The sequence below is a fragment of the Nonomuraea antri genome, from assembly GCF_013283785.1.
Taxonomy (GTDB): domain Bacteria; phylum Actinomycetota; class Actinomycetes; order Streptosporangiales; family Streptosporangiaceae; genus Nonomuraea; species Nonomuraea antri.
Genome location: NZ_JABCPZ010000182.1, coordinates 1 through 23,180 on the forward strand (window position 1 = coordinate 1; position 23,180 = coordinate 23,180).

At 72.1% G+C, this 23,180-nt stretch carries 22 protein-coding genes and 1 riboswitch; of the genes, 15 read left to right on the top strand and 7 right to left on the bottom strand.

The features are described 5' to 3' along the window. Together HII36_RS40100 and HII36_RS40105 are read right to left on the bottom strand one after the other, a co-directional pair. Positions 1–1,167 (bottom strand): BtrH N-terminal domain-containing protein (locus HII36_RS40100; RefSeq protein WP_173528568.1); only part of this gene is annotated, 1,167 nt, incomplete at its 3' end. Between the two features lie 195 nt (positions 1,168–1,362). Then, positions 1,363–2,514 (bottom strand): winged helix DNA-binding domain-containing protein, encoded by a 1,152-nt coding sequence (locus HII36_RS40105; RefSeq protein ID WP_328808104.1) that lies wholly within the window; start codon positions 2,512–2,514, stop codon positions 1,363–1,365. Between the two features lie 83 nt (positions 2,515–2,597). Between HII36_RS40105 and HII36_RS40110 the strand changes: the two genes are divergently transcribed. The 11 genes from HII36_RS40110 (at position 2,598) to HII36_RS40160 (ending at position 14,371) form a co-directional block, all read left to right on the top strand. Further along, positions 2,598–2,990 carry a hypothetical protein gene (locus HII36_RS40110; RefSeq protein ID WP_173528569.1) on the top strand — a complete coding sequence of 131 codons (393 nt, stop codon included), beginning with the start codon at positions 2,598–2,600 and terminating at the stop codon, positions 2,988–2,990. Between the two features lie 262 nt (positions 2,991–3,252). After that, a complete protein-coding gene (locus HII36_RS40115) occupies positions 3,253–3,663 on the top strand; it encodes an allophanate hydrolase-related protein (RefSeq protein WP_173528570.1) in 411 nt (136 codons plus the stop codon). Next, positions 3,660–4,418, top strand: coding sequence for a hydroxypyruvate isomerase family protein (locus HII36_RS40120; RefSeq protein ID WP_173528571.1), 759 nt, complete (start codon positions 3,660–3,662; stop codon positions 4,416–4,418). Before HII36_RS40115 ends, HII36_RS40120 begins: the two co-directional genes overlap by 4 nt. Beyond that, entirely contained in the window at positions 4,415–5,275 is an 861-nt protein-coding gene (locus HII36_RS40125) for an NAD(P)-dependent oxidoreductase (RefSeq protein ID WP_173528572.1), read from the top strand. Before HII36_RS40120 ends, HII36_RS40125 begins: the two co-directional genes overlap by 4 nt. A 2-nt stretch (positions 5,276–5,277) precedes the next feature. Next, positions 5,278–6,993 (top strand): glyoxylate carboligase, encoded by a 1,716-nt coding sequence (gene gcl, locus HII36_RS40130; protein WP_173528587.1) that lies wholly within the window; start codon positions 5,278–5,280, stop codon positions 6,991–6,993. 128 nt (positions 6,994–7,121) lie between these two features. Then, the gene (locus HII36_RS40135) at positions 7,122–8,222 is read left to right on the top strand and encodes a glycerate kinase (RefSeq protein ID WP_236004380.1); all 1,101 of its coding nucleotides are present in this window, start codon (positions 7,122–7,124) and stop codon (positions 8,220–8,222) included. 35 nt (positions 8,223–8,257) lie between these two features. After that, positions 8,258–9,592 (top strand): allantoinase AllB, encoded by a 1,335-nt coding sequence (gene allB / locus HII36_RS40140; RefSeq protein ID WP_173528573.1) that lies wholly within the window; start codon positions 8,258–8,260, stop codon positions 9,590–9,592. Continuing rightward, positions 9,593–10,537 (top strand): allantoicase, encoded by a 945-nt coding sequence (gene alc, locus HII36_RS40145; RefSeq protein WP_173528574.1) that lies wholly within the window; start codon positions 9,593–9,595, stop codon positions 10,535–10,537. Positions 10,538–10,857: 320 nt separating this feature from the next. Next, positions 10,858–13,455, top strand: coding sequence for an HD domain-containing protein (locus HII36_RS40150; protein WP_173528575.1), 2,598 nt, complete (start codon positions 10,858–10,860; stop codon positions 13,453–13,455). Next, positions 13,452–13,949, top strand: coding sequence for a hypothetical protein (locus HII36_RS40155; protein ID WP_173528576.1), 498 nt, complete (start codon positions 13,452–13,454; stop codon positions 13,947–13,949). Before HII36_RS40150 ends, HII36_RS40155 begins: the two co-directional genes overlap by 4 nt. Then, entirely contained in the window at positions 13,946–14,371 is a 426-nt protein-coding gene (locus HII36_RS40160) for an NUDIX domain-containing protein (RefSeq protein WP_173528577.1), read from the top strand. The genes HII36_RS40155 and HII36_RS40160 overlap by 4 nt, the downstream gene beginning before the upstream one ends. 14 nt (positions 14,372–14,385) lie before the next feature. Here HII36_RS40160 and pknB read toward each other — a convergent pair whose 3' ends face one another. The 4 genes from pknB to thiO form a co-directional block, all read right to left on the bottom strand. After that, complete coding sequence (pknB, locus tag HII36_RS40165; protein ID WP_328808106.1) at positions 14,386–16,335, bottom strand: Stk1 family PASTA domain-containing Ser/Thr kinase; 1,950 nt, start codon at positions 16,333–16,335, stop codon at positions 14,386–14,388. Between the two features lie 169 nt (positions 16,336–16,504). Then, the gene (locus HII36_RS40170) at positions 16,505–17,260 is read right to left on the bottom strand and encodes a thiazole synthase (protein ID WP_173528578.1); all 756 of its coding nucleotides are present in this window, start codon (positions 17,258–17,260) and stop codon (positions 16,505–16,507) included. Next, positions 17,253–17,453: a sulfur carrier protein ThiS gene (gene thiS, locus HII36_RS40175; RefSeq protein WP_173528579.1), complete on the bottom strand. Its 201-nt coding sequence runs from the start codon at positions 17,451–17,453 to the stop codon at positions 17,253–17,255. Before thiS ends, HII36_RS40170 begins: the two co-directional genes overlap by 8 nt. Then, positions 17,450–18,574 carry a glycine oxidase ThiO gene (thiO, locus tag HII36_RS40180; protein ID WP_173528580.1) on the bottom strand — a complete coding sequence of 375 codons (1,125 nt, stop codon included), beginning with the start codon at positions 18,572–18,574 and terminating at the stop codon, positions 17,450–17,452. The genes thiS and thiO overlap by 4 nt, the downstream gene beginning before the upstream one ends. Then, a riboswitch (TPP riboswitch) is annotated at positions 18,564–18,679 on the bottom strand. It overlaps the preceding gene by 11 nt. Before the next feature lie 58 nt (positions 18,680–18,737). Here thiO and HII36_RS40185 point away from each other — a divergent pair. The 3 genes from HII36_RS40185 to thiE are packed head-to-tail and all read left to right on the top strand — an operon-like array spanning position 18,738 to position 20,919. Further along, the gene (locus tag HII36_RS40185) at positions 18,738–19,901 is read left to right on the top strand and encodes an NAD(P)/FAD-dependent oxidoreductase (RefSeq protein WP_328808107.1); all 1,164 of its coding nucleotides are present in this window, start codon (positions 18,738–18,740) and stop codon (positions 19,899–19,901) included. A gap of 30 nt (positions 19,902–19,931) precedes the next feature. Continuing rightward, positions 19,932–20,306, top strand: a complete 375-nt coding sequence (locus tag HII36_RS40190; RefSeq protein WP_173528582.1) for an Rv2175c family DNA-binding protein — start codon at positions 19,932–19,934, stop codon at positions 20,304–20,306. Then, a complete protein-coding gene (gene thiE / locus HII36_RS40195; RefSeq protein WP_173528583.1) occupies positions 20,284–20,919 on the top strand; it encodes a thiamine phosphate synthase in 636 nt (211 codons plus the stop codon). Before HII36_RS40190 ends, thiE begins: the two co-directional genes overlap by 23 nt. Positions 20,920–21,040: 121 nt before the next feature. Here the strand turns inward: thiE and HII36_RS40200 are convergent, their stop codons facing one another. Further along, positions 21,041–22,108, bottom strand: coding sequence for a polyprenyl synthetase family protein (locus tag HII36_RS40200; protein WP_173528584.1), 1,068 nt, complete (start codon positions 22,106–22,108; stop codon positions 21,041–21,043). Positions 22,109–22,198: 90 nt separating this feature from the next. Here HII36_RS40200 and metF point away from each other — a divergent pair, with 90 nt between their 5' ends. Beyond that, on the top strand, positions 22,199–23,119 hold the full coding sequence (gene metF / locus HII36_RS40205; RefSeq protein ID WP_173528585.1) for a methylenetetrahydrofolate reductase [NAD(P)H]: 921 nt from the start codon (positions 22,199–22,201) through the stop codon (positions 23,117–23,119). Positions 23,120–23,180 lie beyond the last annotated feature (61 nt).

Here is a 23,180-nt window from a genome sequence, read left to right on the forward strand (position 1 = left end):
CGCCGATGCCCCGGCCACCGATGACCCACCTGCCGAGGAACCGCCCGCCAGGGGCCTGCCCGCCGCGTAGGCCTGAGGGAGCGCGGCCGCTTCGGCGTCCAGTTCTCGCAGCCGCCCGGCCCCGCGTACCCGGTCGGTGGTGCGCAGCAGCTCACGCTCGGCCGCGATCTCCCGGTACCGCGCGAACTGCGGCACGTCGCCGGGCAGCGCCGCCCGCGCCAGCGCCGACCAGGCGGCCCCGGCCCGCCGGTAGACCCCGGCCGCGCCGGCGGCTCCCACCTCGTCGAGGAAATCGGCGTACAGCGGGCGCATCGCGCCGGGCGCGCCGTACTCGATCTCCAGGCAGTCGTGCAGCCGGGTCAGCCCGATGAAGAACGCCTCGGGGGCGGCGAACCGCCGCGCCCACCCGTCCCTGGCCTTGGTGTCGCCGAGCTGGGCGGCCAGCTTGCGCATGCCGGACAGCCCGAAGTTGACGTCGAAGTTGTTGCCGAGCACCGGCCCGGTGAGCCTGGCCACGGTGTCGGCGATCGCGTCGCGGGCCGCCGCGCCCAGGTCACGGTGCCCGTCGCCGGTGACCGCGAGCAGGTGGTGCCGGTTCTTCCTGGGCGCCGACCAGGCGGTCAGGAAGTCCGCCAGCGGCCACGGGTACGGCTCCACGTACTGGTCGTCCACGTACAGCGTGTCGCCGTCGATGCCGGCCACGGCCACCTCGCGCTCCAGCCGGCACACCGCCGCCCGCCCGGCGGCCAGCGTCGCGCGCAGGTTACGCTCGGCGGTCTTCGCGCCGCCGGTCCGCTTCACCTCGTACGCGATCCCGGCCTGGTCGAGCGCCTGCGGAAGCATCGGCCTGGGATGGGCCTGGCTGACGATGGTCATCATCGGGTGGTGGCCGGCGTACTCGAAGACGAAGTACATGAAGCCGACGCCGCCGCCGAGCCCGGCCAGCAGCGCCTCCGACAGCGGGATGCCCGCCTGCGCGAGCACGTGGGACAGCGTCGCGGACTCGTGGTGCAGCCCGCCGCCGAACCTGGTGTAGCCGGGCAGCACCGCGGCCGGGCGGGTGTCGGGGCGCCGGGCCAGCACGTGGCGCAGCGCGGTGGTGTACGACTCGCCGGTCTTCGCCATGCGCAGGCGGACGTGGCTCTTGAGATGCTTGTGCGCGGTCATCGTCGGACTCCTCGGCGGCCGCGTGCCCCGCCCACGCCTCGCACGCGGTCACCGCGTCGTCGGTACGCGTGACCGGTCACCAAGCGCCCCGAGGACATCGATCCCCTCTGCCTCCGCGGTCGCCGCGCGGCGTGGGCACGCGGTCAGGAGGTCGGGTGCGGGACGGCACCACGACCAGTATGCCGCAGCCCGGGGTCAGGCCGACAGCTCCCGCTCCAGCGGCGTCCTGAAACGCGGCGTCACCCTGACCCCGCCCAGCCACGACGCCAGCCCGGCGGCCTCCTTCTCGATGGCGGCCACCGCGTCGGCGCCGACGTCCGCGAGCAGCCGCCAGACGATCTCGCCGTCGGCGCGCTGCGCCCACGCGCCCACGATCCGGCCGTTCCACCAGACGGTCGGGCCGATGTTGCCGGTGCGGTCGAACAACGCGGCCCGGTGCTCGGCCGGCAGGTACCAGTCGCGGGCCTGCCAGCCCATCGGCGTCGGGTCGAGACAGGGCAGTAGCGACGCCCACGGCTCGGGCTCGGGCACCTCGGCCAGGTCGCCGGGCAGCACGTAGCCGGTGCCCTCGTCCAGCTCCACGGCCGCCGCGCCGACCGCGGCCAGCGCCGCGCGCACCTCGCGCAGCCCCCACCCGGTCCACCACTTGATGTCGGCCTCGGTGCCGGGACCGAAGGCGGCCAGCCAGCGGCGCACCAGCTCCGCCTGTGCCTCTGGCACGGCCAGCGCGGGCATCGCCGGGGCCGCGCCCCACCGGTGCTGCCCGCTGATCCACGACCCCGCCGGGCGCCCGGCCCGCACCAGCAGGCCCTCCATGCCCATCAGGGTGATCAGCCGCTGGCCGACGCTGTGCGTGCCCTCGTACGGCTTGCCGATCGCCACCCTGAACTGCTCGCGCAGCCGCGGCTCCAGCACGCCCAGCTCGGCCGTCGTGGCATCGCCGGCCTCGGCCAGGGCGCGCAGCACGGACGCCTCGACGTCCTTGACCCACGCCTCGTCCCAGCCGCCCGCCTCGGCCAGCTCCTTCAGCAGCGCCTTGCGCACCCGGCGGGCGATCGGCAGCGTCGAGGAGTGATGCACCACCGGCACCAGCGCGGCCGGGACCACGAACACCGTGCGCCGCATCCCGTGCATGCGCACCAGCGTGCGCTCGTCGTACAGGGCCCGCTCGACCGGCTCTGGTCCCGGGGCGGTGAGCCGCGCGCCCGCCGACAGGAACACCGTCGCCGGGTCGGTGGCGTGCAGCGCCACCATCGCGGTCGCCGCCTCCTCGACCAGCTCCGCCTTGACCGCCAGCCGGTGCCGCGCCCCCAGCCGGGCCCGCCGCTGATCCCCAGAAATCCGCACAAATCCCCCAGTCGGTCGCGAGACGCCTCCCTGTGCACGCAGAGTGTAGGGGCTCGGCCCGACAAAACTCCGGGGGTGACCGCATGATCGTGCTGGCGGGAGACGACAGGACCGGGGTCCTCTCCGGCGACTGGGAGGTCGCCGATCCCGGCGAGGAGCGCATCGCCGAGGCCGTCGGCGCGCTCGACGGGCAGCGGCGCACCGAGGTGTCCGTCACCGACGACGAGCCGTTCCGCTACCTGTCCGTCGCCGGCGGCCCGCACCTGTACCTGGTCACCGGCGAGTCGGCGGACGGTGAGATCCTCCAGCTCACCGAGCCGGGCGCGGGCAGGGAAGAGGCGCGGCTGGTGTGCGGCGGCCAGCTCGGCGTCTTCGAGCGGTCCGGGCTCGTCACCCGGGAGGCCGCGCTGGCCGCGGTCGCCGACTTCCTGGCCGGCTTCCCGCGCGGATTCGGGCCCGAGTGGTCGATCGAATGACCGGCGGCGGCCGGGTGTGACCCGAGGCCGGCCAGGGGCGTTGCGCCGCCCCTGGCCGGCTTTCGCGTGCGCGCGGGCTCGCGCCGGCTTGGACCAACGCACAAGATGATCGGCCGCGGTCGCGGGCAGCTTCGGATCTCTTGTCCCTAGCCGCTGCCCGCGGCCGCTGTGTGTACTGAGGACACCGCAAGCCAACCAGGTACCGCGCCGCCGCCCGCCCCGGGACGGCGGAACTACGGGCCGCACCTGGGAGGAGCCTGCCATGGCTTTGATGTTCCTCAACGGCGGAGCGATGCGCGGCGGACCGCTGCACCACCTCCTCGGCGGAGCCCCTCTCGTCGCGGAGACGAGCACCGCCGCGAAGTACCGCTTCTACTCGGTCGGCGACCAGTGCCCCGCACTGCACCCCGTCTCGCACGGCGGCGCGCACATCGCGGGCGAACTCTACGACGTCCCCATGGACGTCCTGCGCGACCACGTCATGCCGGCCGAGCCGCCCGAGCTGGAGCTGGGCGTGATCGAGCTGGTCGACGGCAGCTCGTCGCTGGCCATGCTGCTGCGCCGGCCGAGCACCTCGCACGTGCAGCTCATCGACATCACCGAGCACCGATCGTGGCTGGCCTACAAGGAGCGGGCCGACAAGGAGCGGGCCCACAAGGAGAGGACCACATGAGGTTCGACGTCAACTGCTCGATCCTGTTCACCGGCCTGCCGCTGCTCGAACGCCCCGCCGCCGCCCGCGCCGCCGGGTTCGGCGGGGTGGAGTTCTGGTGGCCGTTCGAGACGGCCGTGCCCGGCGACAAGGAGGTGGACGCGTTCGTCCGGGCGGTCGAGGACGCCGGGGTCCGGCTGGTCGGGCTCAACTTCGCCGACGACATCCCGGACGGCGGGCGCGGGCTGTTCTCACGTCCCGCCGACAGCGCCCGGCTGCGCGACAACCTCGACGTGGCCGTCGGCATCGCCGGACGGCTCGGCTGCATCGCGCTCAACGCCCTGTACGGCAACCGCGTCGAGGGCCTGGAGCGGCAGCAGGAGGAACTGGCGCTGGAGAACCTGCGCCTGGCCGCCCGCAAGGCCGCGACCGCCGGCGCGGTCGTGCTGGTGGAGGCGCTGAACGGCTACGAGTCGCCGTCCTACCCGCTGGTGTCGGTCAATGCGGCGATCGACGTGATCGAGGCCGTCGGCGAGCCGAACGTGCGCTTCCTGTGCGACCTGTACCACCTGGCGCGGATGGGCGAGGACCTGCCCGCCGCGCTGCGCCACCCGCTGACCGGCCACGTGCAGATCGCCGACGCGCCGGGCCGGGGCCGCCCGGGCACCGGCGAGCTGCCGCTGCGCGACCTGCTGCGCGGCTACGACGGCTGGGTGGGCCTGGAGTACAAGGACCCCGAACCCGACTTTTCCTGGATCAAGGAGTTTTCGCAGTGAGAATCGGCTTCATCGGCCTGGGGATCATGGGACTGCCCATGGCCGGGCACCTCGTCAAGGCGGGGCACGAGGTCACCGGCTTCGACCTCAGTGAGACGTCCGTCGCCGAGCTCGTCGCGGCCGGCGGGACCGGCGCGGGCAGCGTCGCGGCGGCGGTCAAGGACGCCGCGATCGTCATCACCATGCTCCCGGCCGACCCGCAGGTCGAAGCGGTCTTCCCGGACATCGCCGCACACGCCCCCGCCGACGCCCTGTACATCGACTTCTCCACCATCACCCCGCGGACCGCCCAGCAACTGGCCGCCCGGTGGCCGCGCACGCTCGACGCCCCGGTCTCCGGCGGGGAGAGGGGCGCGATCGACGCGGTGCTGTCCATCATGGTCGGCGGCGCCGAGTCCGACTTCGCGGCCGCCATCTCGGTGTTCGAGGCGGTCGGCAGGACGTACGAGCTGGTCGGCGGGCCCGGCGCGGGCCAGTACGTCAAGGCGGCCAACCAGCTCGTCGTCGGCGGCACCTACGCGCTGGTGGCCGAGGCCATCGTGCTCATGGAGGCGGCCGGCGTGGACGCCGCCAAGGGCCTGGACGTCCTCGCCGGCGGCCTGGCCGCCAGCCGGATCCTGGAGCTCAAGCGCGCCTCGATGCTGGCCAGGGACTTCCGCCCGGGCTTCCGCGTCGACCTGCACCACAAGGACATGGGCATCATCCTGGACGCCGCCCGCGGCGCCGAGGTGGCCATCCCGCTGGGCGCGCTCGTCGCCCAGCTCATCGGCGCGGCCCGGGCCCAGGGCCACGGCTCGCTCGACCACTCCGCGCTGCTCAAGGTCGCGGAGAACCTGTCAGGAAGGGGTGCGGCATGAGGATGCCCGCGATGAACGCCGTCGTCCACGTGCTGCGGTCGGAAGGCGTGGACGTGGCCTTCGGCTGCCCGGGCGCGGCCATCCTGCCCCTGTACCAGGCGATGGAGCGGGTCGGCGGCATCGAGCACCTGATCGTCAGGCACGAGGAGGGCGCCACCCACATGGCCGACGGCTGGGCGCGCACCAACGGCCGCGTCGGCGTCGCCATCGGCACCTCCGGCCCGGCCGGCACCAACATGATCACCGGCCTGTACACCGCGCTGGCCGACTCGATCCCGATGATCTGCATCACCGGCCAGGCCGCCTTGACCAAGCTGCACCAGGAGGCGTTCCAGGCGGTGGACATCGTGTCGATCGCCGAGCCCGTCACCAAGTGGGCGGTGCAGATCAAGGAGGCCGGGCAGGCGCCCTGGATCTTCCGCGAGGCGTTCAGGATCGCCCGCTCCGGACGTCCGGGCCCGGTGCTCATCGACATCCCGGTGGACGTCGCCCAGCAGGTCATCGAGTACGACCCGGACATCGACGCGCCGCTGCCGATCCAGCCGGTCGAGCCACACCTGCCGCGCGTCGAGCGCGCCCTGGACCTGCTGCTGGCCGCCGAACGGCCGCTGCTGCTGTCCGGCGGCGGCGTCATCATCGCCGAGGCGTCCGCCGAGCTGGCCGAGCTGGCCGGGTTGCTGCGGGTGCCGGTGCAGGTCACGCTCATGGGCAAGGGCTCCTTCGACGAGGAGCACGAACTGTTCGCCGGCATGACCGGCATCCAGACCTCCCAGCGCTACGGCAACGCCTCGTTCCTGGAGTCGGACCTGGTGCTGGCGCTCGGCGCGCGCTTCGGCGACAGGCACACCGGCGCGCTCGACGTCTACCGGGGCGAGCGCAGGTTCATCCACGTCGACATCGAGCCGACCCAGCTCGGCAAGGTCTTCGAGCCCGACCTGGGCATCGTCTCGGACACGAAGCTGTTCCTGCGCGCGCTCATCGACCTGGCCCGCGCGCGCGGCGCCAGGTGCGAGACCGGCGCGTGGGTCGAGCGCGTGGGCGAGCTGAGGCGCACGCTCACCCGCCGCGAGGACTTCGACGACATCCCGGTCAAGGCGCCCCGCGTGTACAAGGAGATCAACGAGTTCTTCGACGACGACACCTACTTCGTCACCGCCATCGGCCTCTACCAGATCTGGGGCGGCCAGCACCAGAAGGCCGGCAAGCCGCGCCGCTACCAGGTGTGCGGCCAGGCCGGGCCGCTGGGATGGGAGATCCCGGCCGCGATCGGGGTGAAGAAGGCCGCGCCCGAGGCCCAGGTCGTCGGCGTGGTGGGCGACTACGGCTTCCAGTACCTGGTGGAGGAACTGGCCGTGGCCGCGCAGTACGACGTGCCCTTCGTGCTGATCATGCTGAACAACGAGTACCTGGGACTGATCAGGCAGGCGTCGCTGCCGTACGAGATGAACTACCAGGTGGACATCCACTTCGACGAGTACGGCACGGACAACGTCAAGATCATGGAGGCGTACGGGTGCGCCGGGCGGCGCGTACTCGACCCGCGCGAGATCAGGCCGGCGCTGGAGTGGGCCACCAAGGAGGCGCAGGCCACGTCCAGGCCGGTGCTCGTGGAGATCATGATCGAACGCGAGGCCAACACGCCGCACGGGCCCGCCATCGACGCCGTCCGCGAGTTCGAGCCGGTCCCCGCCGCCGGACCGCCGCCCGCCGAGGTGTGATGATGTGTCACGCCTTCCTGCCCGCTCGCACCGGGCAGGAAGGCGTGTCCGCCCATTGTTCATCAACGCGCGTGGAGTTCGTAGTGGTTCAGCATGTCCTTGTCGCTCCGGACAAGTTCAAGGGGTCGTTGACGGCGGCAGAGGTGGCGTCCGTGGTGGCGGCGGGGCTCGGCGTGCCCGCCGTGGAGCTGCCCGTCGCCGACGGGGGCGACGGCACCGTCGACGCGGCCGTGGCCTGCGGGTTCACCCGGATCACGAAGGAGGTGACCGGGCCGACGGGCGAGCCGGTCACCGCGTCGTACGCCTGGCGGGAGAGCGCCGCCACCGCGGTGGTCGAGCTGGCCGAGGCGTCCGGGCTGCGCCGGCTGCCCGGCGGGCCGCGGCCGCTGACCGCCACCAGCCGCGGCACCGGAGAGCTGATCGCCGACGCGGTGCGGCGCGGCGCCACCCGCGTGGTGCTGGGGCTCGGCGGCAGCGCGAGCACCGACGGGGGAGCGGGGCTGGCGCAGGCGCTCGGCGCCCGGCTGCTCGACGACTCGGGCCAGGACCTGCCGCCCGGCGGCGCCGCCCTGCGCGATCTGGCGCGCATCGACCTGTCCGGGTTCATCGACGTCGCCGGCGTCGAGTTCGTGGTCGCGAGCGACGTCGACAACCCGCTGCTCGGCCCGCACGGCGCGGCCGCCGTCTACGGCCCGCAGAAGGGCGCGACCCCCGAGGACGTCGCCGTCCTGGAGTCGGCGCTGTCCAGGCTGGCCGCCGTCGCCACGCAGACCCACGGCCTCATGGGCGCGGTCGAGCACGACGACAGGCCGCGTCCCATGGGCGTGGCCGGCGCGCCGGGCGCGGGCGCGGCGGGCGGCGTCGGGTTCGCCGCGCTCGCCTTCCTGCACGCCGAGATCAGGCCGGGCATCGAGTACCTGCTCGACCTGCTCGGCTTCGGCGAACTGGTCAAGGACGCCAGGCTGGTGATCACCGGCGAGGGCTCGCTGGACGAGCAGTCGCTGCGCGGCAAGGCCCCCGTCGGCGTGGCCCAGGCCGCGGCCAAGGCCGGGGTGCCGGTGGTGGCCGTCTGCGGCCGGCGCACGCTCACCGACGACGAACTGCGCGCGGCCGGCATCGAGGCCGCCTACGCCCTGACCGACCTGGAGCCCGACCCGGCCCGCTGCATGGCCGAGGCCGCGCCCCTGCTCGACCGCCTCACCCGCAGGCTGGCCGCCGACCACCTCTGACCCCCCACCCCTTCGGCGAAGGAGAACAGCAGCAGATGACCGGTTACGACCTGGTGGTCCGATCGCGCCGGGCCGTCCTGCCCGACGGCGAGCGGGCCGCGGCCGTCGCCGTACGCGACGGGAAGATCGCCGCCCTGTACGACTACGCCGACCCCGTGCCGTCCGCCGCCGAGGACGTCGACCTGCGCGACCTGGCCCTGCTGCCCGGCCTGGTCGACACCCACGTGCACGTCAACGAGCCAGGACGCACCCACTGGGAGGGCTTCGACTCGGCCACCAGGGCGGCCGCGGCCGGCGGCGTGACCACGATCGTGGACATGCCGCTCAACTCGCTGCCGCCCACCGTCTCCACGGCCGCGCTGGAGGCGAAGCTGCGCGCGGCCGAGGGACGCTGCCACGTGGACGTCGGCTTCTGGGGCGGCGCGATCCCGGGGAACGTCAAGGACCTGCGGCCGCTGCACGACCGGGGCGTGCGCGGGTTCAAGTGTTTCCTGTCGCCGTCCGGGGTGGAGGAGTTCCCGCCGCTCGGCCCGGCCGGGCTGCGCGAGGCGCTGACCGAGATCGCCGGGTTCGGCGGGCTGATGGTGGTGCACGCCGAGGACCCGGCGCTGCTGGGCGAGCCTGGCGGGCCCTCGTACCGGGAGTTCCTGGAGTCGCGTCCGGGAGCGGCCGAGCGCAGCGCGGTCGCCCAGGTGGTGCGGCTGGCCAGGGAGACGGGCGCGCGCGTGCACGTGCTGCACGTCTCCAGCGCCGAATGCCTGGACGTGCTGGAGTCCGCGCAGGCGGAGGGGCTGCGGGTGAGCGCGGAGACGTGCCCGCACTACCTGACGCTGGCCGCCGAGCGGGTGCCGGACGGCGCGACCGCCTACAAGTGCTGCCCGCCCATCAGGTCGGAGTCCAACCGCGACCTGCTCTGGGCGGGCCTGGCCGGCGGGGTGCTGAGCTGCGTCGTGTCCGACCACTCGCCCTCGACCGCCGACCTCAAGGTGCCCGACTTCGCCGCCGCCTGGGGCGGCATCGCCTCGTTGCAGCTCGGCCTGTCCGCGATCTGGACGGAGGCGTCCGCGCGCGGGTTCGGGCTGCCGGACGTGGTCCGCTGGATGTCGGCCAATCCCAGCGCTTTGGCTGAAATGTCGCAAAAAGGCGGGATAAAGGTGGGTAATGATGCCGACCTGGTGGCCTTCGACCCCGACGCCGACCAGCCGGTCGACGCCGCCCGGCTGCACCACAAGAACCCGGTCACCCCCTACCACGGCGCCACGCTCAAGGGCGCCGTCCTGACCACCTGGCTGCGCGGCCGGCCCGTCGACGGACGGCCGCACGGAACCCTCCTCATCGCAGAGCAGACGCACAGTTTGGGAGAGCAGTAGATGTCCCGCTTCACCACCCTGCCCGACCTCGCACTCCGCACGTCCGGCGGCTCCGTCGTGGCCGCCAGCGACGAGTCGTTCGCCGAGAAGGAGAGCCTGATCAGGCCGGGACGCCCGGGCTTCAAGGCGGAGACGTTCGGCAACAAGGGCCAGGTCTACGACGGCTGGGAGACCCGGCGCCGCCGCGAGCCCGGCCACGACTGGGCGCTGGTGCGTCTCGGGATGCCCGGGGTGATCAGGGGCGTGGTGATCGACACGGCCTGGTTCAAGGGCAACTACCCGCCGCACGCCTCGGTGGAGGCGGCCGCGGTCGAGGGGCACCCGTCCCCGGCCGAGCTGGCGGCGGCCGACTGGGTGGAGATCGTCCCGCGCACCGAGCTCAAGGGCGACGCGGAACACCACGTCGAGGTGACCGACGAGCGGCGCTTCACGCACGTCCGGCTGAACATGTTCCCCGACGGCGGCATCGCCCGCCTGCGCGTGCACGGCGAGGTGCGCCCCGACCTGTCCGTGTACGACGGCCTCGGCCTGGACCTGGCCGCGCTGGGCAACGGCGCGCTGGTCGAGTCCTGCTCGAACGAGTTCTACTCCGCGCCCAACAACGTCCTCGCCCCCGGCCTGGCCCGCCACCAGGCCGAAGGCTGGGAGACGGCCAGGCGGCGCGACGACGGCAACGACTGGCTGCTGATCCGTCTCGCCGGCCGCGGCCGGATCGTCCTGGCCGAGATCGACACCACGAACCTGCTGTTCAACGCGCCCGGCTGGGCCGCGCTGACCGGCCTGGACGGCGACAGGGAGATCGTCCTGCTGCCCAGGACCAGGCTCCAGCCCGACACCCCGCACCGCTTCCGCCTCGACCACGCCGACCCGGTCACGCACGTCCAGGTGGACATCTACCCGGACGGCGGCCTGGCCAGGGTCCGGCTCCACGGTCACCTGGCCTGACTCCCGGCCGCCGGCCCACACAGGGCGCGATGTATTTGCACCGATTTCGACATTCGGGCGGAGAATCGTACGTTTTCCTGAATCGGGCCGGCGGCCGGTTGCCCGCCGATCAACGGGGTATAGTCAATCTCCAGGTCGAAAGATGACGTGGAGCCCCCCGCATGCACCATTCCTTCGAGCAGACCTGCCTTTGGCAAAGGTCTATCGCGCCCCGCGACAATGACCCCCACGCCGACGGCCGGGCACGGTTGCGGAACGCCTATCTTCAGCTCAGGGAAACCGTCGAACCGCTCGCCGCCTCAATCGCGCACGCGCTGCCGATGTTCACCGAACACGGGATCACCCACGCCGACGCGCTCTGGGAGATGGCGTCGCTGGTCTGCGGTGAGGAGGCGTCCATCAATCCGGCCGAGGCATTCGTCCTGGGCGGCGCATTCTTGCTACACGATCTGGGCATGGGGCTGGCCTCCTATTCCGCCGCCGGCATCGACCTGAAGAAAGACCCCAAATACGAAGACCTGCTGGCCGGGGCGAAGAACCGGCTGCGCAACCTGTCGGTGTCGGCCAGCGACGACCTGCTCGAACGCACCGCGCACGACGAGGTCGTCGTCGAACTGCTCCGGCTGCGGCACGCCAAGCAGGCCGAACGCCTGGTCGGGCAGGTCTTCCACACCTCCTCGGGCGAGCCGTTCCACCTCCTGCAGGACGTCGAGCTCCGGCAGTTCTTCGGCCCGCAGATCGGCCGGATCGCGCACAGCCACTGGTGGGCGGTCTCGGAGCTGCCGCGGCTGGCCCAGCGGCAGGGCTCGTGCCCGCTGCTCCCGCCCGCCTGGGACGTCGACCCGCTGAAGCTCGCCTGCATGCTCCGGCTGGCCGACGCCGCGCACATCGACTACCGCCGGGCCCCCATGCTGCTGCACGCCTTCCGCCGGCCCACCGGCACCTCGCGCGACCACTGGTTCTTCCAGGAACGGCTGTTCCGGCCGCGCGTCGTCGACGACCGGCTCGAGTACACCGCCTCGACGCCCTTCAGCAGGGACGAGGCCGAGGCGTGGTGGCTGGCCTTCGAGACCATCCAGCTCATCAACGACGAACTGCGCCACGTCGACGCGCTCCTGGCCGACAGCGGCAGGGAACGCTTCAAGGTCAGGTCCGTGGTGGGCGCCGACTCCCCGGCCCGGCTGGCCCGCTCGATCCCCACCGACGGCTGGAAACCCCTCGACGCGCGGCTGCGCGTCACGGACACCGTCCAGGTGATCTCCAACATCGGCGGCCGCGACATGTACGGCAACCGGCCCGACATCGCGATCAGGGAACTCGTCGCGAACGCCGCCGACGCGAGCAAGGCCCGCGCCGCCTTCGAGGGATCGAGCGCGGTGCCGCCCGTGACGATCACTCTCGACCAGCACGGCGACGAGTGGTGGCTGGAGGTGGCCGACCAGGGGATCGGGATGCGTCCCGAGACCATGGTGGCGGCGCTGACCGACTTCGGCCGGTCGCACTGGCGCTCGGCGGCCACCATCGACGAGTTCCCCGGGCTGCAGGCGAAGGGCTTCACGCCCACCGGGAAGTTCGGCATCGGCTTCTTCGCCGTCTTCATGGCCGCCGACGAGGTGCAGGTCAGGAGCCTGGCGATGGGCGAGGCCGCCCGCTCGACCCACGTGCTGGAGTTCCGGCGCGGGCTGTCGGGCGGCCGGCCGCTGATCCGTGAGGCGGAGTTCGAGGAGTGCCTCAGGAAGTCGGGCACCGTGGTCAGGGCCCGGCTCAGGCACGATCCGCGCAGCGCCAAGGGCATCTTCCTGATCGAGAGCAAGCGCGTCACGCACACCGAGCTGCTGCACGACCTGATCAGCAGGATGTGCGCGCTGTCCGAGGTCGACATCCTGGTCAAGGGCCCCGCCGACCCCGCGCCGAAACGCGTCATCGAGGCCGACGACTGGGTCGACGTGCCGTCCGCGGAGCTCTTCAGGCGGCTCTACGGGAAGTGCGGCATGGGCTACCTCGCCCGGCTGCGTTACGAGCAGCACGAGAAGCTCTTCATCGACCACGAGACCCGGGTCCTGGACGACGACGGCAACACCATCGGCCGGGCCATGCTGCTGTCCGGCAGGGAGGCCCTGGGGTCGGGGGATCTCTGGTACGGCGGCCACACCGGAAAGGTCTACGTCGGCGGCCTGGAATCGTCGTTGTTCTCGTACACGATGGGCGCCTTCCGCGGATTTCCCAAGACCGCCGACCGGCTCACCTCATTTCCGCTGGGCCGGCCGGAGAATTTGCAGGAATGGGCCCGGTCCCAGGTGGACGTGACGTGTTCGAGCCCCTGGTCCACATTGGCCCATCAATGGATAATGTCGGATTTCGTCGGCGGTCTCGGCGTTCCACCGGAGGCGCTGCCGTGCGCCTATTCGAGCGAATGCGCGCTGAACAAGGACGACCTGGTGGAATGGCTCAAAGACAAAGAGGAAGTGCTGCTGATCTCCTACGCCGGGCTCATGGACTTCGACACCCGGGTGGCGTCCGGCCGATATGTGCGTAGTTTCTTCACCCGCGACGGCCGCGAGGTCGTCATCCCGCCGCACGGCCTGGTCGTCGACCTCTACCCGATGTGGGTCTTCCCCGAGGACATGGTGCCCAGCCCGCGTGACGAGCGTTTCGCCGAACACGCCGAGGACGACGCGGAATGGAGTTCGCGCGCCTGGTGGTACGAGAGCGGGAACTTCGGCGCGGCGGGCGTGGTGGTGAGAAGCGTCGCCGAGGCGTGGGCGGCCGATCTGGTGGACGTGGTCACCGGCATGGAGGCCTTCGACAGCGACGACTTCGGCGACAACCGCCTCGAACTGCCCTGTGCCGACGGACCGCCCACCCGGGTGTCGGGATTCCGGGTCGCGCGCGTCCGGGGTGCGGCGGGAAAGGCATGATCTTCCGCCGGCGGCCGCCGCGACAGGTGCCCGACTCCTTACCGGCCGAGACCCCGGAAATGGCGGTCGAACGCTACAAGTACATCCTTCAGCAGATCCACACCGTCAACGAGAACGTCTACCGCTTCCTGGCCGTCTACCAGACGCTGACCGTCGCGATAGCGACCGCCGGGCTCGCGCTGTTCGTCGGCTACCGCACCTGGCGGATCGATCCGGCCATCGCGCGATCGGGCCTGGTCGCGCTGCTGTGGCTGGAGACGGTGGTGGCCGTGTTCACCGTCATGCTCATCTTCATCGGCATCGTCTCGTGGCTCGACTACCGCAGAGAGGAATGTGAGCTGGCCGATGAGTTCGTCCGCCCCGGCTTTCGCAAGCAGCCGCGGAAGTCAGCGTTCGTCCGCTGGTACGAGACCTACATCCTGCTCTTCATCATCGGTCTCACGGTGTTCCTCTGGGTGGCCTCCCGCACGATCCTGCTGCCGGCGATGACATGACCGTCCCCGGACACGACTACATCGGCCTCGGCGTCGGCGCGATGGTCTTCGACGCCCGAGGCCGGGTGTTCATGACCCGGCGAGGCCCTGCCGCCCGCAACGAACGCGGCAGCTGGGAGTTCCCCGGCGGCATGGTCGCCTTCGGCGAGACTTTGCACGACGCGGTGCGCCGGGAGTTCGTGGAGGAGTACGGGATGCGCGTCGAGCCGTACCGCCTGCTCGACCTCTTCGACCACATACTCCCCGACGAGGGCCAGCACTGGATCTCCGCCACCTACCTGGCCGCACACGTGGCGGGCACGCCGGCGATCCGCGAACCCGACAAGTGCACCGAGATCGGCTGGTTCGAGCTCGACGGCCTGCCCGGCCCCGTCTCGCTGATCAGCGCACGCAACCTGGAACGCTATCTCGGCGAGCCCTGAGGCCGGGCGGGTCGCTACTCCCAGAGGAAGACCGTGGAGCCGGGCGGCCGCTCGCTGTTGGGCGCCGGGCGCTGGAAGCGCACCACGCCGCTGTGCCCGAGCCTGACCACCTTCACCTTGAAGCCCTGCTGCTCCAGCTCCGACTTCGCGTCGTTGACGTTCTTGCCCATCACCGCGGGCACCAGGCGGAACTCCTGGTCGTCGCGGGCCTCGTTGTCGCCGCGGTACCAGTCCCAGAAGGTGGCCTGGCAGCGGGCTACCGTGATCGTCGCCTGCGCGCCCTTGTCGACCTCGGACTTGGCCTTGGGGGTCTGGGCGATGACCGTGCACGGCTCGGCGTCGTCGTCCACCTCCTGGACGGCCACCTGGAAGCCCTGCTCGGCCAGGTAGCGGGCGGCGTCGTCCTTGGGCATGCTCACCACGTTCGGCATCAGCAGGCCCGCGCTGAGGAAGACGTCGACCTCGGCGGCCTCCTTGACCTTCTCACCGACCGGCGGCGAGGTGCGGATCACCTTGCCGCGTTCGATCTGCAGGTTCGGCAGGCGCTTGACCGAGCCGACCTCCAGGCCGGCGTTGGCGATCGCGGTGCGGGCCTCGGCCTCGCTCAGGCCCTCGACGTTCGGGATGACCACCCGCTTGGGGCCGAGCGAGGGCACCAGGGTGACCGTGGCGCCCTTCTCCAGCTCGACCGGCGCCTCCGGGTCGGTGCTGTGCACCAGGCCCTCGCCGATCTTCTCGCTGTGGACCCCGGGGGCCCGCTTGACGACCAGGCCCATGCCCTTGATCCGGCGCTCGGCGGACTCGAAGTTCGTGCCCACCAGCTTCGGCATCGTGACGTACTCGGGCTGGGAGAAGTACCAGCCGGTCAGCCCGATCGCCACCACCATCACGGCGGACAGCGTCACCAGGAACCAGTTGGGCCTGAACCCGCGCCGCCGCGGCTCGGCGGGCACCTCCGCGCGCGGCTGGATCAGCGTGTGCGCGGGGGCGGCGAGCGGCGCCGACTGCGCACCCGACGGCGCGCCCTGCTGGGCTCCGGAGTGGGCGCCCGGCTGGAGCCTGGCGTGCGGCTGCGAGTGCGCCATGGACGGGTGCGCGCCCGGCGGGTTCGTCAGCCTGGGCAGCATGCGGTGCGCGTCGACGGCGGCCACCAGCATCGCGGTCGCGTCGGCGGGCCGGTCCTGCGGCTCGCGCGCGGTCGCGTGCGCCACCAGCGTGTCGATCAGCGGCGGCACCTCGGGCACCAGCGACGACGGCGCCGGCACCGTGTCGTGCACGTGCCGGTAGGCCACCGACATCGGCGTCTCACCGTCGTAGGGCTGCTGCCCGGTCACCAGCTCGAACAGCATGATGCCGGCCGCGTAGACGTCGCTGCGGACGTCGGCGCCGCCGGTGGTGACCTGCTCGGGCGACATGTAGCCGATCGTGCCGATCATCACGCCGGTACGGGTCTGGTTCGTCGCCTCGATCGCCCTGGCCAGGCCGAAGTCGACGACCTTGACCCGGCCGTCGTCGGTCAACAGCACGTTCTCCGGCTTCACGTCCCGGTGCACCAGGCCGGCCTGGTGGGCGGCGCCCAGCGCGGCGAGCACCGGGATCATGATCTCCAGCGCCTCGCGGGCGGGCAGCCTGCCGCGCTCACGCAGCACGTCGCGCAGCGTCTTGCCCGGCACGTACTCCATCGACAGGTAGACGACGTCGGTGTCGGTGCCCTGGTCGAAGACGTGCACCACGTTGGGGTGGGAGAGGCTCGCCACCGACTTGGCCTCGCCGATGAAGCGGCGCACGAACGCCGGGTCCTCGGCGAGCGAACGGTGCATGACCTTCAGCGCGACGGTCCGGTCGAGCCGGATGTCCAGCGCGAGGTAGACGGTCGCCATACCGCCCCGGGCAATCCGGCTCTCGATGCGGTAGCGCCCATCGAGGAGCCGCCCGACCAGGGGGTCCGCAGTCGTCGTATCCACCCCGCTGAGTTTACGGGCGTTTTGCCACTGGCAGGGCCTCCGCGCCCGAAACCGATGCGGAGCCGTGCTCCTCGACAGGTGCTTGTCACCGGCGAATCAGGACATAACCGCGCCCCTGTCCCTCCGGCACCCCGCGGGTTCCCCGGAGGGAGCCGGCGGAGTCAGTGCGTCAGGGAGTCATCGGTGAGGAGGCCTCGGCGTAGCGGCGGCGCGGGATGCGGCCCGCCTGACGGGCCAGCCGCCCGGCGCGCACCGCGTCCTTCATGGCCGCCGCCATGAGGTCGGGCCGCTGCGCCCGGGTGACCGCCGTCGCCAGCAGGACGGCGTCGCAGCCGAGCTCCATCGCCAGCGCGGCGTCGCTGGCCGTGCCGATGCCCGCGTCGAGGATCACCGGCACCCCGGCCGCCTCGACGATCAGCTCGATGTTGTGCGGGTTGCGGATGCCGAGCCCGGACCCGATCGGCGCGCCCAGCGGCATCACCGCCGCGCATCCGGCCTGTTCGAGCCGCCGCGCCAGCGCCGGGTCGTCCCCGATGTACGGCAGCACCACGAACCCGTCGGCCACCAGCCGCTCGGCCGCGTCGAACGTCTCGATCGGGTCGGGCAGCAGCGTGCGCTCGTCGGCGATCACCTCGAGCTTGACCCAGTTCGTGCCGAGCGCCTCCCTGGCCAGCCGCGCCGTCAGCACGGCCTCGCCGGCGGTGAAGCAGCCCGCGGTGTTCGGCAGGACCTTGATGTCGCGCTCGCGCAGGACGTCCAGCACCGAGCCGCGCGAGCCCGGGTCGAGCCTGCGCATCGCCACCGTGGTCAGCTCGGTGCCCGAGGCGGCCAGCGCCTGGTCGAGCACGTCGAGCGAGGGGGCGCCGCCGGTGCCCATGATGAGCCGGGAGGAGAACTTCTGCCCGGCGATGATCAGATCATCCACCCTGCACCGCCGTCAGCACCTCCACGCGGTCGCTGTCGCCCAGCGTCGTGGTCTCCCACGTGCTGCGCGTGACCACCTCGTCGTTCACGGCCACCGCCACGCCGGTGGTGGCCGTCGTCAGGGTCAGGACGGCCTGCGCCACGGTCATGCCGTCGGCCACCTCGTGGGCGGCCCCGTTGATCGTCACAATCATGAAATATCCCGAAATCTTCCTGGCGAGCACAGCGCGGCCAGCTCGCCCTCCTCGCCCTGCAGGATGGCCGCCGTGAGCGGCGCCAGCAGGACGCCGCCCCGGTGATGGCCGGTGGCCAGCGTGAGCCCCTCGACCCCGCTGGGGCCGATCAGCGGCAGGTTGTCCGGCGTGCCCGGGCGCAAGCCCGCCACCACGTCGCCCACCTCCAGCTCGGTGACGCCCGGAACCAGCTCCCTGGCGTCGCGCAGCAGCTCGTACAGCCCGCCGGCGGTGACCCTGGTGTCGAAGCCCAGCTCCTCCTGGGTCGCGCCCACCACCAGCTCGCCGTCGCCCCTGGGGACCAGGTAGACGGACGTGCCGTGGACCATGCCGCGCACGCACCTGGTCAGCAGCGGCTGGGGGCCGCGCAGGCGCATGATCTGCCCCTTGACCGGACGGACCGGGACGTCGGCCAGCTCCCGGCTCCAGGCCCCGGCGGCCAGGATCACGCGCTCGGCCGGCAGCCGCTCCGCTTCAGCGGCCGCGGGGGAGAGGTGGACGCCGGTGACGCGGTCGCCGTCGCGCAGCAGCGACGTCACCCGGGACCGCACCAGCGGCACGCCCAGCCGGTCCAGGGCGGCGAGCAGCGCGCGGGTGACCCGGCGCGGGTCGACCCAGGCGTCATGAGGAGCCAGGAGGCCGCCGCGCACCGAGGGCGCCAGCATCGGTTCGAGCCGCCGGCACTCCCGCCCCGTCAGCCGCTCGACCTGCAGCCCCAGCTTTTCCATGAAGGCGGCCAGCTCGTCCAGCGCCGCCAGGTCGTCGGCGCCGAAGGCCACGTCGAGCGTGCCCTCCGCGCGCAGATCGAGCTCCGCGAACTCGGCGACGCCACCGCCCGCGAGGCCGGCGTCGGCGGTCAGCTCGGCGGCGAAGGCACGCCACCGGGCTAACGACGCGACGCCCAGCCTGAGCAGCGGTTCCTCGGTGAAGGCGACTTCGCTGACCGGCGCGAGCATGCCCGCCGCCGCGTACGAGGCGCCCGTGCCCGGCGCCGGATCGACCACCGTGACCCGCCGCCCCGACCGGGCCAGCCGCCAGGCGATCGAGAGCCCCACGACCCCGCCGCCTACGATCACGTCCATATCCGCTCCCTTCGCCGGCATGATCCGGATCAGGTGTCTTGCGGTCGAAGGCCCGTCATGCCTTCCTCTCAGCCCGGTCACGGCCGGACTCCCGCGCGTCTTACGACCCCAGCCTACGGCCTCCGCGCGACGGACCGGCACGGCCCCCGTTATGGTCATCAACGTGAACCATGTGGTGGTGGTAGGAGCGGGCCTGGCGGGCGTGCGGAGCGTGGAGGCGCTGCGCGGACGGGGATTCACCGGACGAATCACCCTGATCGGCCAGGAACGCCATCGCCCCTACGATCGGCCGCCCCTGTCCAAGGCGGTGCTCAAGGGCGAGACCGACTCCAGCTTCGTCGACACCGACCTGACCGCGCTGGAGGTCGGCTTCTGGCCGGGCGTCTCGGCCAAGACCCTGCGCGCGGGCGTCGTCGAGACCACCGAGGGCGAACTGGGCTACGACGGCCTGGTCATCGCCACCGGCGCCGACCCGATCACGCTGCCGGGCGACGGGCCGCAGCACGTCCTGCGCACCCTCGACGACGCGCACGAACTGCGCGCCAGGCTCGTGCCGGGCGCGCGCGTCGCGGTCATCGGCGCGGGCTGGATCGGCGCCGAGGTGGCCACCGCCGCCCGCCGCGCCGGCTGCGCCGTCACCGTCATCGAGGCCGGCCCGGCCCCGCTGTCCCACGCGGTCGGCGCCGAGCTCGGCGCCCGCACCCTGCCCTGGTACGACGGCATCGACCTGCGGCTCGACACCATGGTCGGCTCGGTCGAAGAAGGCGGCGTGGAACTGCTCGATGGCGAGTTCATCGACGCCCACGTGGTCGTCACCGGCATCGGCGTCCGCCCGGCCGTCGAATGGCTGGCCGGCGCCGACATCGACCTGCACAACGGCGTGGTCGTCGACGAGCACCTGCGTGCCTCGCTGCCGAACGTGGTCGCCGTGGGCGACTGCGCCAACTGGTGGTCGCGCCGCTTCCAGACCAGGCTCAGGGTGGAACACTGGGACACCGCGCTGAGCGCCCCCGAGGTCGCCGTCGCCACCCTGCTCGGCGACGACGCCGTCTACGACCCGGTGCCGTACTTCTGGTCGGAGCAGTTCGGCCACATGATGCAGTACACCGGCCACCACCCGGCCGGCGACCGGCTCCTTTACCGGGGCAAACCAGAGGGAAAGTGGTCGGCCTGCTGGGTCAAGGACGACGACACCCTGGCCGCCGTGCTGTCCGTCGACCGGCCCCGAGACTACGTTCAGGGCCGCAGAATCATCGACGGAGGTCATCGTCTCGACACGGAACGCCTGGTAGATCCCGACGTACCCCTACGAGATTGTGTTGTTTGAGCAAGCACGGCATGTGGTAGTTGTGGTTTCGTGACGCTTTCTGTTGCACAGATCGACCGGGAGACCGACCAGCTCGTCCAAGACTGGCTCACGCTCCCCGAAGTGGCCGACCGCCTCGATCTCACGATCGGGCGGGCCAAGCAGCTCCTCAAGGACCACAAGCTCCTCGGCGTGCGCCGGGGCAGCGGCGGGCCGCAGGTGCCCGCGGTGTTCCTCGACGGAAAGGATGTGATGAAGGGCCTGCCCGGCACGCTCACCGTGCTGCAGGACGCCGGCTACGACGACGTCGAGGCACTGCGCTGGCTCTTCACCCCCGACGAGTCCCTGCCGGGATCGCCCATCGAGGCGATCAAGGCGGGCCGTCACACAGAGGTCAAGCGGCGTGCCCAAGCCCTCGCTTTCTGACGCCCGCCTCTACCTCTGCACGGACGGCCGCCGCGACCGCGGCGACCTGGCAGAGTTCCTCGACACGGTGCTGGCCAACGGCGTGGACATCATCCAGCTGCGGGAGAAGGGCCTGGAGGCGCGCGAAGAACTCGCGCTCCTCGAGGTGTTCCGCGACGCCTGCGACCGGCACGGCAAGCTGCTGGCGGTCAACGACCGGGCCGACATCGCCCACGCCGCCCGCCCTGACGTGCTCCATCTGGGGCAGGACGACCTTCCCGTGACGGTCGCGCGAGAGATACTCGGCGACGACATCGTCATCGGACGGTCCACCCACTCCGCCGCCGAGGCATCCGCCGCGGCGACGGAGGAGGGCGTCGACTACTTCTGCTGCGGGCCGATCTGGCCCACGCCGACCAAACCGGGCAGGCACGCGCCCGGGCCCGCGCTGCTGCGGCACGCGGCCGCGCTGGGGGCGTCCCGCCCGTGGTTCGGCATCGGCGGGATCGACCTGGGCAACCTCGACGAGGTCAGGTCGTACGGGGTCACGCGGGTGGTGGTCGTGCGCGCGATCACCGACGCGGACGATCCCGGAGCGGCGGCGGCGGAGTTCGCCAAACGGCTGACCCCCTGACATCCACCACGGCGCCCGCCTCCCGGCGGGCGCCGTCCTCTTTTCCCGACCCACCGCGGGCGGCGCCGCCCTTCGGGGGTGTCGACGTCCTGAGGACGCGGGTGCGTTCCGTCCTCCGGGGTCAGGTTTTGCGTGAGGTGGCGGCGACGGCCAGGTCCGTGAGGGCCGAGCGGGCCTCCGGCGTGACCGGGGCCTCGTCGAGCGCGGCCAGCGCCGCACCCAGGTAGTCGCCGATCATGTCCTCGCACTCCTGCAGCGCGCCCGTGTCGTCGATGATCTCGCGCAGCGCCGCGACCCCCCGCTCGTCGAGGGCCGGGTCGCCGAGCAGCCGGCGCACCGTCTCGGCCGCGGCGGGCTCGGCGGCGGCCAGCGTGCGGGCCACCAGGATCGTCCGCTTGCCCTCGCGCAGGTCGTCACCGGCCGGCTTGCCGGTCTGCGCCGGGTCGCCGAAGACGCCCAGGATGTCGTCGCGCAGCTGGAAGGCGATGCCGACCCGGCGGCCGTAGCCGGTGCACAGCTCGTCCATCCAGGGCGCGAGCTCGCCACCGGCCAGCACCAGGCCGAGCCTGAGCGGGTGCTCGACCGAGTATTTCCCGCTCTTGAACAGCGCGACGCGCAGCGCCGAGTCGAAGGTGTTCTCGCCGTGCGCCTGCTCCAGCAGGTCGAGGTACTGGCCGCACATCAGCTCGGTACGCATGTGGTCGTGCACCGGCTGGGCCGCGGCCAGGGCGCGCGGCGGCAGCCCGCTGGTGCGCCACATCTCACCCGACCAGAGCAGCAGCAGGTTGCCCAGCAGGATCGCCGCGCCCTCGCCGAACTGCTCGGCCGAGCCGTGCCAGCCCGACTTCTCGTGCAGCGACTGGAAGCGGCGATGCGCGGAGGGCATGCCTCTGCGCAGGTCGCTCTTGTCCATCACGTCGTCGTGCACCAGCGCGCTGGCCTGCAGCAACTCCAGCGACGCGGCCGCGGTGAAGATCTCCGGCACGTCGGTGCCGCCCGCGCCGCGCCAGCCCCAGTAACAGAACGCCGGCCGCAGCCGCTTGCCGCCGGCCAGCAGCTCGTCGGCGGCCGTGCGCAGGGGTTCGAACTCGGGCACGCCCGGGACGGGGATCTGCCGTTCGACGAACTCCCGCAGAGCACGCTCGACCTGAGTGCGCAGGGTGTCCATGCTCGCCGCGTCAGTGGTCATGCTCCGAGACTAGTGGGCCGGTGACCAGCCCCGGATCTCCAGGTGCCGGTGTGGCCGATGCGTCGTGGCTGTTGGGGGTAACCTTGGGCCATGGCGCTTGGTCGACCCTCCATCCTGCCCGATCGTGTCCCCACCGTCCGCGAGCTGCTCGCGTCGGGCGCACGGTCGTTCTCGTTCGAGTTCTTCCCGCCGAAGACCGACGAGGGCGAGCGGCAGCTGTGGCGGGCGATCAGGGAGCTCGAGTCGCTGCGCCCCACGTTCGTGTCCGTCACGTACGGCGCCGGCGGCTCCACCCGCGACCGCACGGTCGACATCGTCGAACGGCTCGCCCACGACACCACGCTCACCCCTGTGGCGCATTTCACCGCGGTCGACCACTCGCTCAGGGAGCTGCGGCACCTGGTGGGCCGCTTCGCCGACGCGGGCGTGCGCAACATCCTGGCCGTGCGCGGCGACCCGCCCGGCGACCCGTCCGGCGAGTGGGTGCGCCACCCGGAAGGCGTCCTGTACGCCGAGGAGCTGGTGCGGCTGATCCGCCAGTCCGGCGACTTCTGCGTGGGCGTGGCGGCCTTCCCGTACAAGCATCCGCGTTCGCCGTCGATCGAGTCCGACACCGAATACTTCGTGCGCAAGTGCCGCGCGGGCGCCGACTACGCGATCACCCAGATGTTCTTCCAGGCCGACGACTATCTGCGGCTGCGCGACCGGGTGGCGGCCAGGGGCTGCGACACCCCGATCATCCCGTGCATCATGCCGGTCACCCAGATGAGCACGATCGCGCGCTCGGAGCAGTTGTCCGGCGCGCCGTTCCCGCCCGCCCTGGCGGCCCGCTTCGAGGCGGTGGCCGACGACCCGGCGGCGGTGCGGCGGCTGGGCATCGAGCACGGGGCGGAGCTGTGCCAGCGGCTGCTCGACGAGGGCGCGCCCGGCATCCACTTCATCACGTTCAACCGGTCGAGCGCCTCGCGCGAGGTGTTCCAGCGGCTCGAGGTGGCGGCCCTTCCCGCCTGAGCGGCGGGGTGGGCCCGTCACCTTCTGGAATGAATCTTGCCCAGGGGCATCGGCGGGCAAA

Bases quoted from the DNA above. Each gene is read 5' to 3' on its own strand.
- allB (WP_173528573.1), top strand. From the start codon at position 8,258: ATGACCGGTTACGACCTGGTGGTCCGATCGCGCCGGGCCGTCCTGCCC.
- metF (WP_173528585.1), top strand. From the start codon at position 22,199: ATGGCGCTTGGTCGACCCTCCATCCTGCCCGATCGTGTCCCCACCGTC.
- HII36_RS40160 (WP_173528577.1), top strand. From the start codon at position 13,946: ATGACCGTCCCCGGACACGACTACATCGGCCTCGGCGTCGGCGCGATG.
- HII36_RS40115 (WP_173528570.1), top strand. From the start codon at position 3,253: ATGGCTTTGATGTTCCTCAACGGCGGAGCGATGCGCGGCGGACCGCTG.
- thiS (WP_173528579.1), bottom strand. From the start codon at position 17,453: ATGATTGTGACGATCAACGGGGCCGCCCACGAGGTGGCCGACGGCATG.
- HII36_RS40120 (WP_173528571.1), top strand. From the start codon at position 3,660: ATGAGGTTCGACGTCAACTGCTCGATCCTGTTCACCGGCCTGCCGCTG.
- gcl (WP_173528587.1), top strand. From the start codon at position 5,278: ATGCCCGCGATGAACGCCGTCGTCCACGTGCTGCGGTCGGAAGGCGTG.
- HII36_RS40110 (WP_173528569.1), top strand. From the start codon at position 2,598: ATGATCGTGCTGGCGGGAGACGACAGGACCGGGGTCCTCTCCGGCGAC.
- HII36_RS40200 (WP_173528584.1), bottom strand. From the start codon at position 22,108: ATGACCACTGACGCGGCGAGCATGGACACCCTGCGCACTCAGGTCGAG.
- HII36_RS40150 (WP_173528575.1), top strand. From the start codon at position 10,858: ATGTTCACCGAACACGGGATCACCCACGCCGACGCGCTCTGGGAGATG.
- HII36_RS40155 (WP_173528576.1), top strand. From the start codon at position 13,452: ATGATCTTCCGCCGGCGGCCGCCGCGACAGGTGCCCGACTCCTTACCG.
- thiO (WP_173528580.1), bottom strand. From the start codon at position 18,574: ATGGACGTGATCGTAGGCGGCGGGGTCGTGGGGCTCTCGATCGCCTGG.
- alc (WP_173528574.1), top strand. From the start codon at position 9,593: ATGTCCCGCTTCACCACCCTGCCCGACCTCGCACTCCGCACGTCCGGC.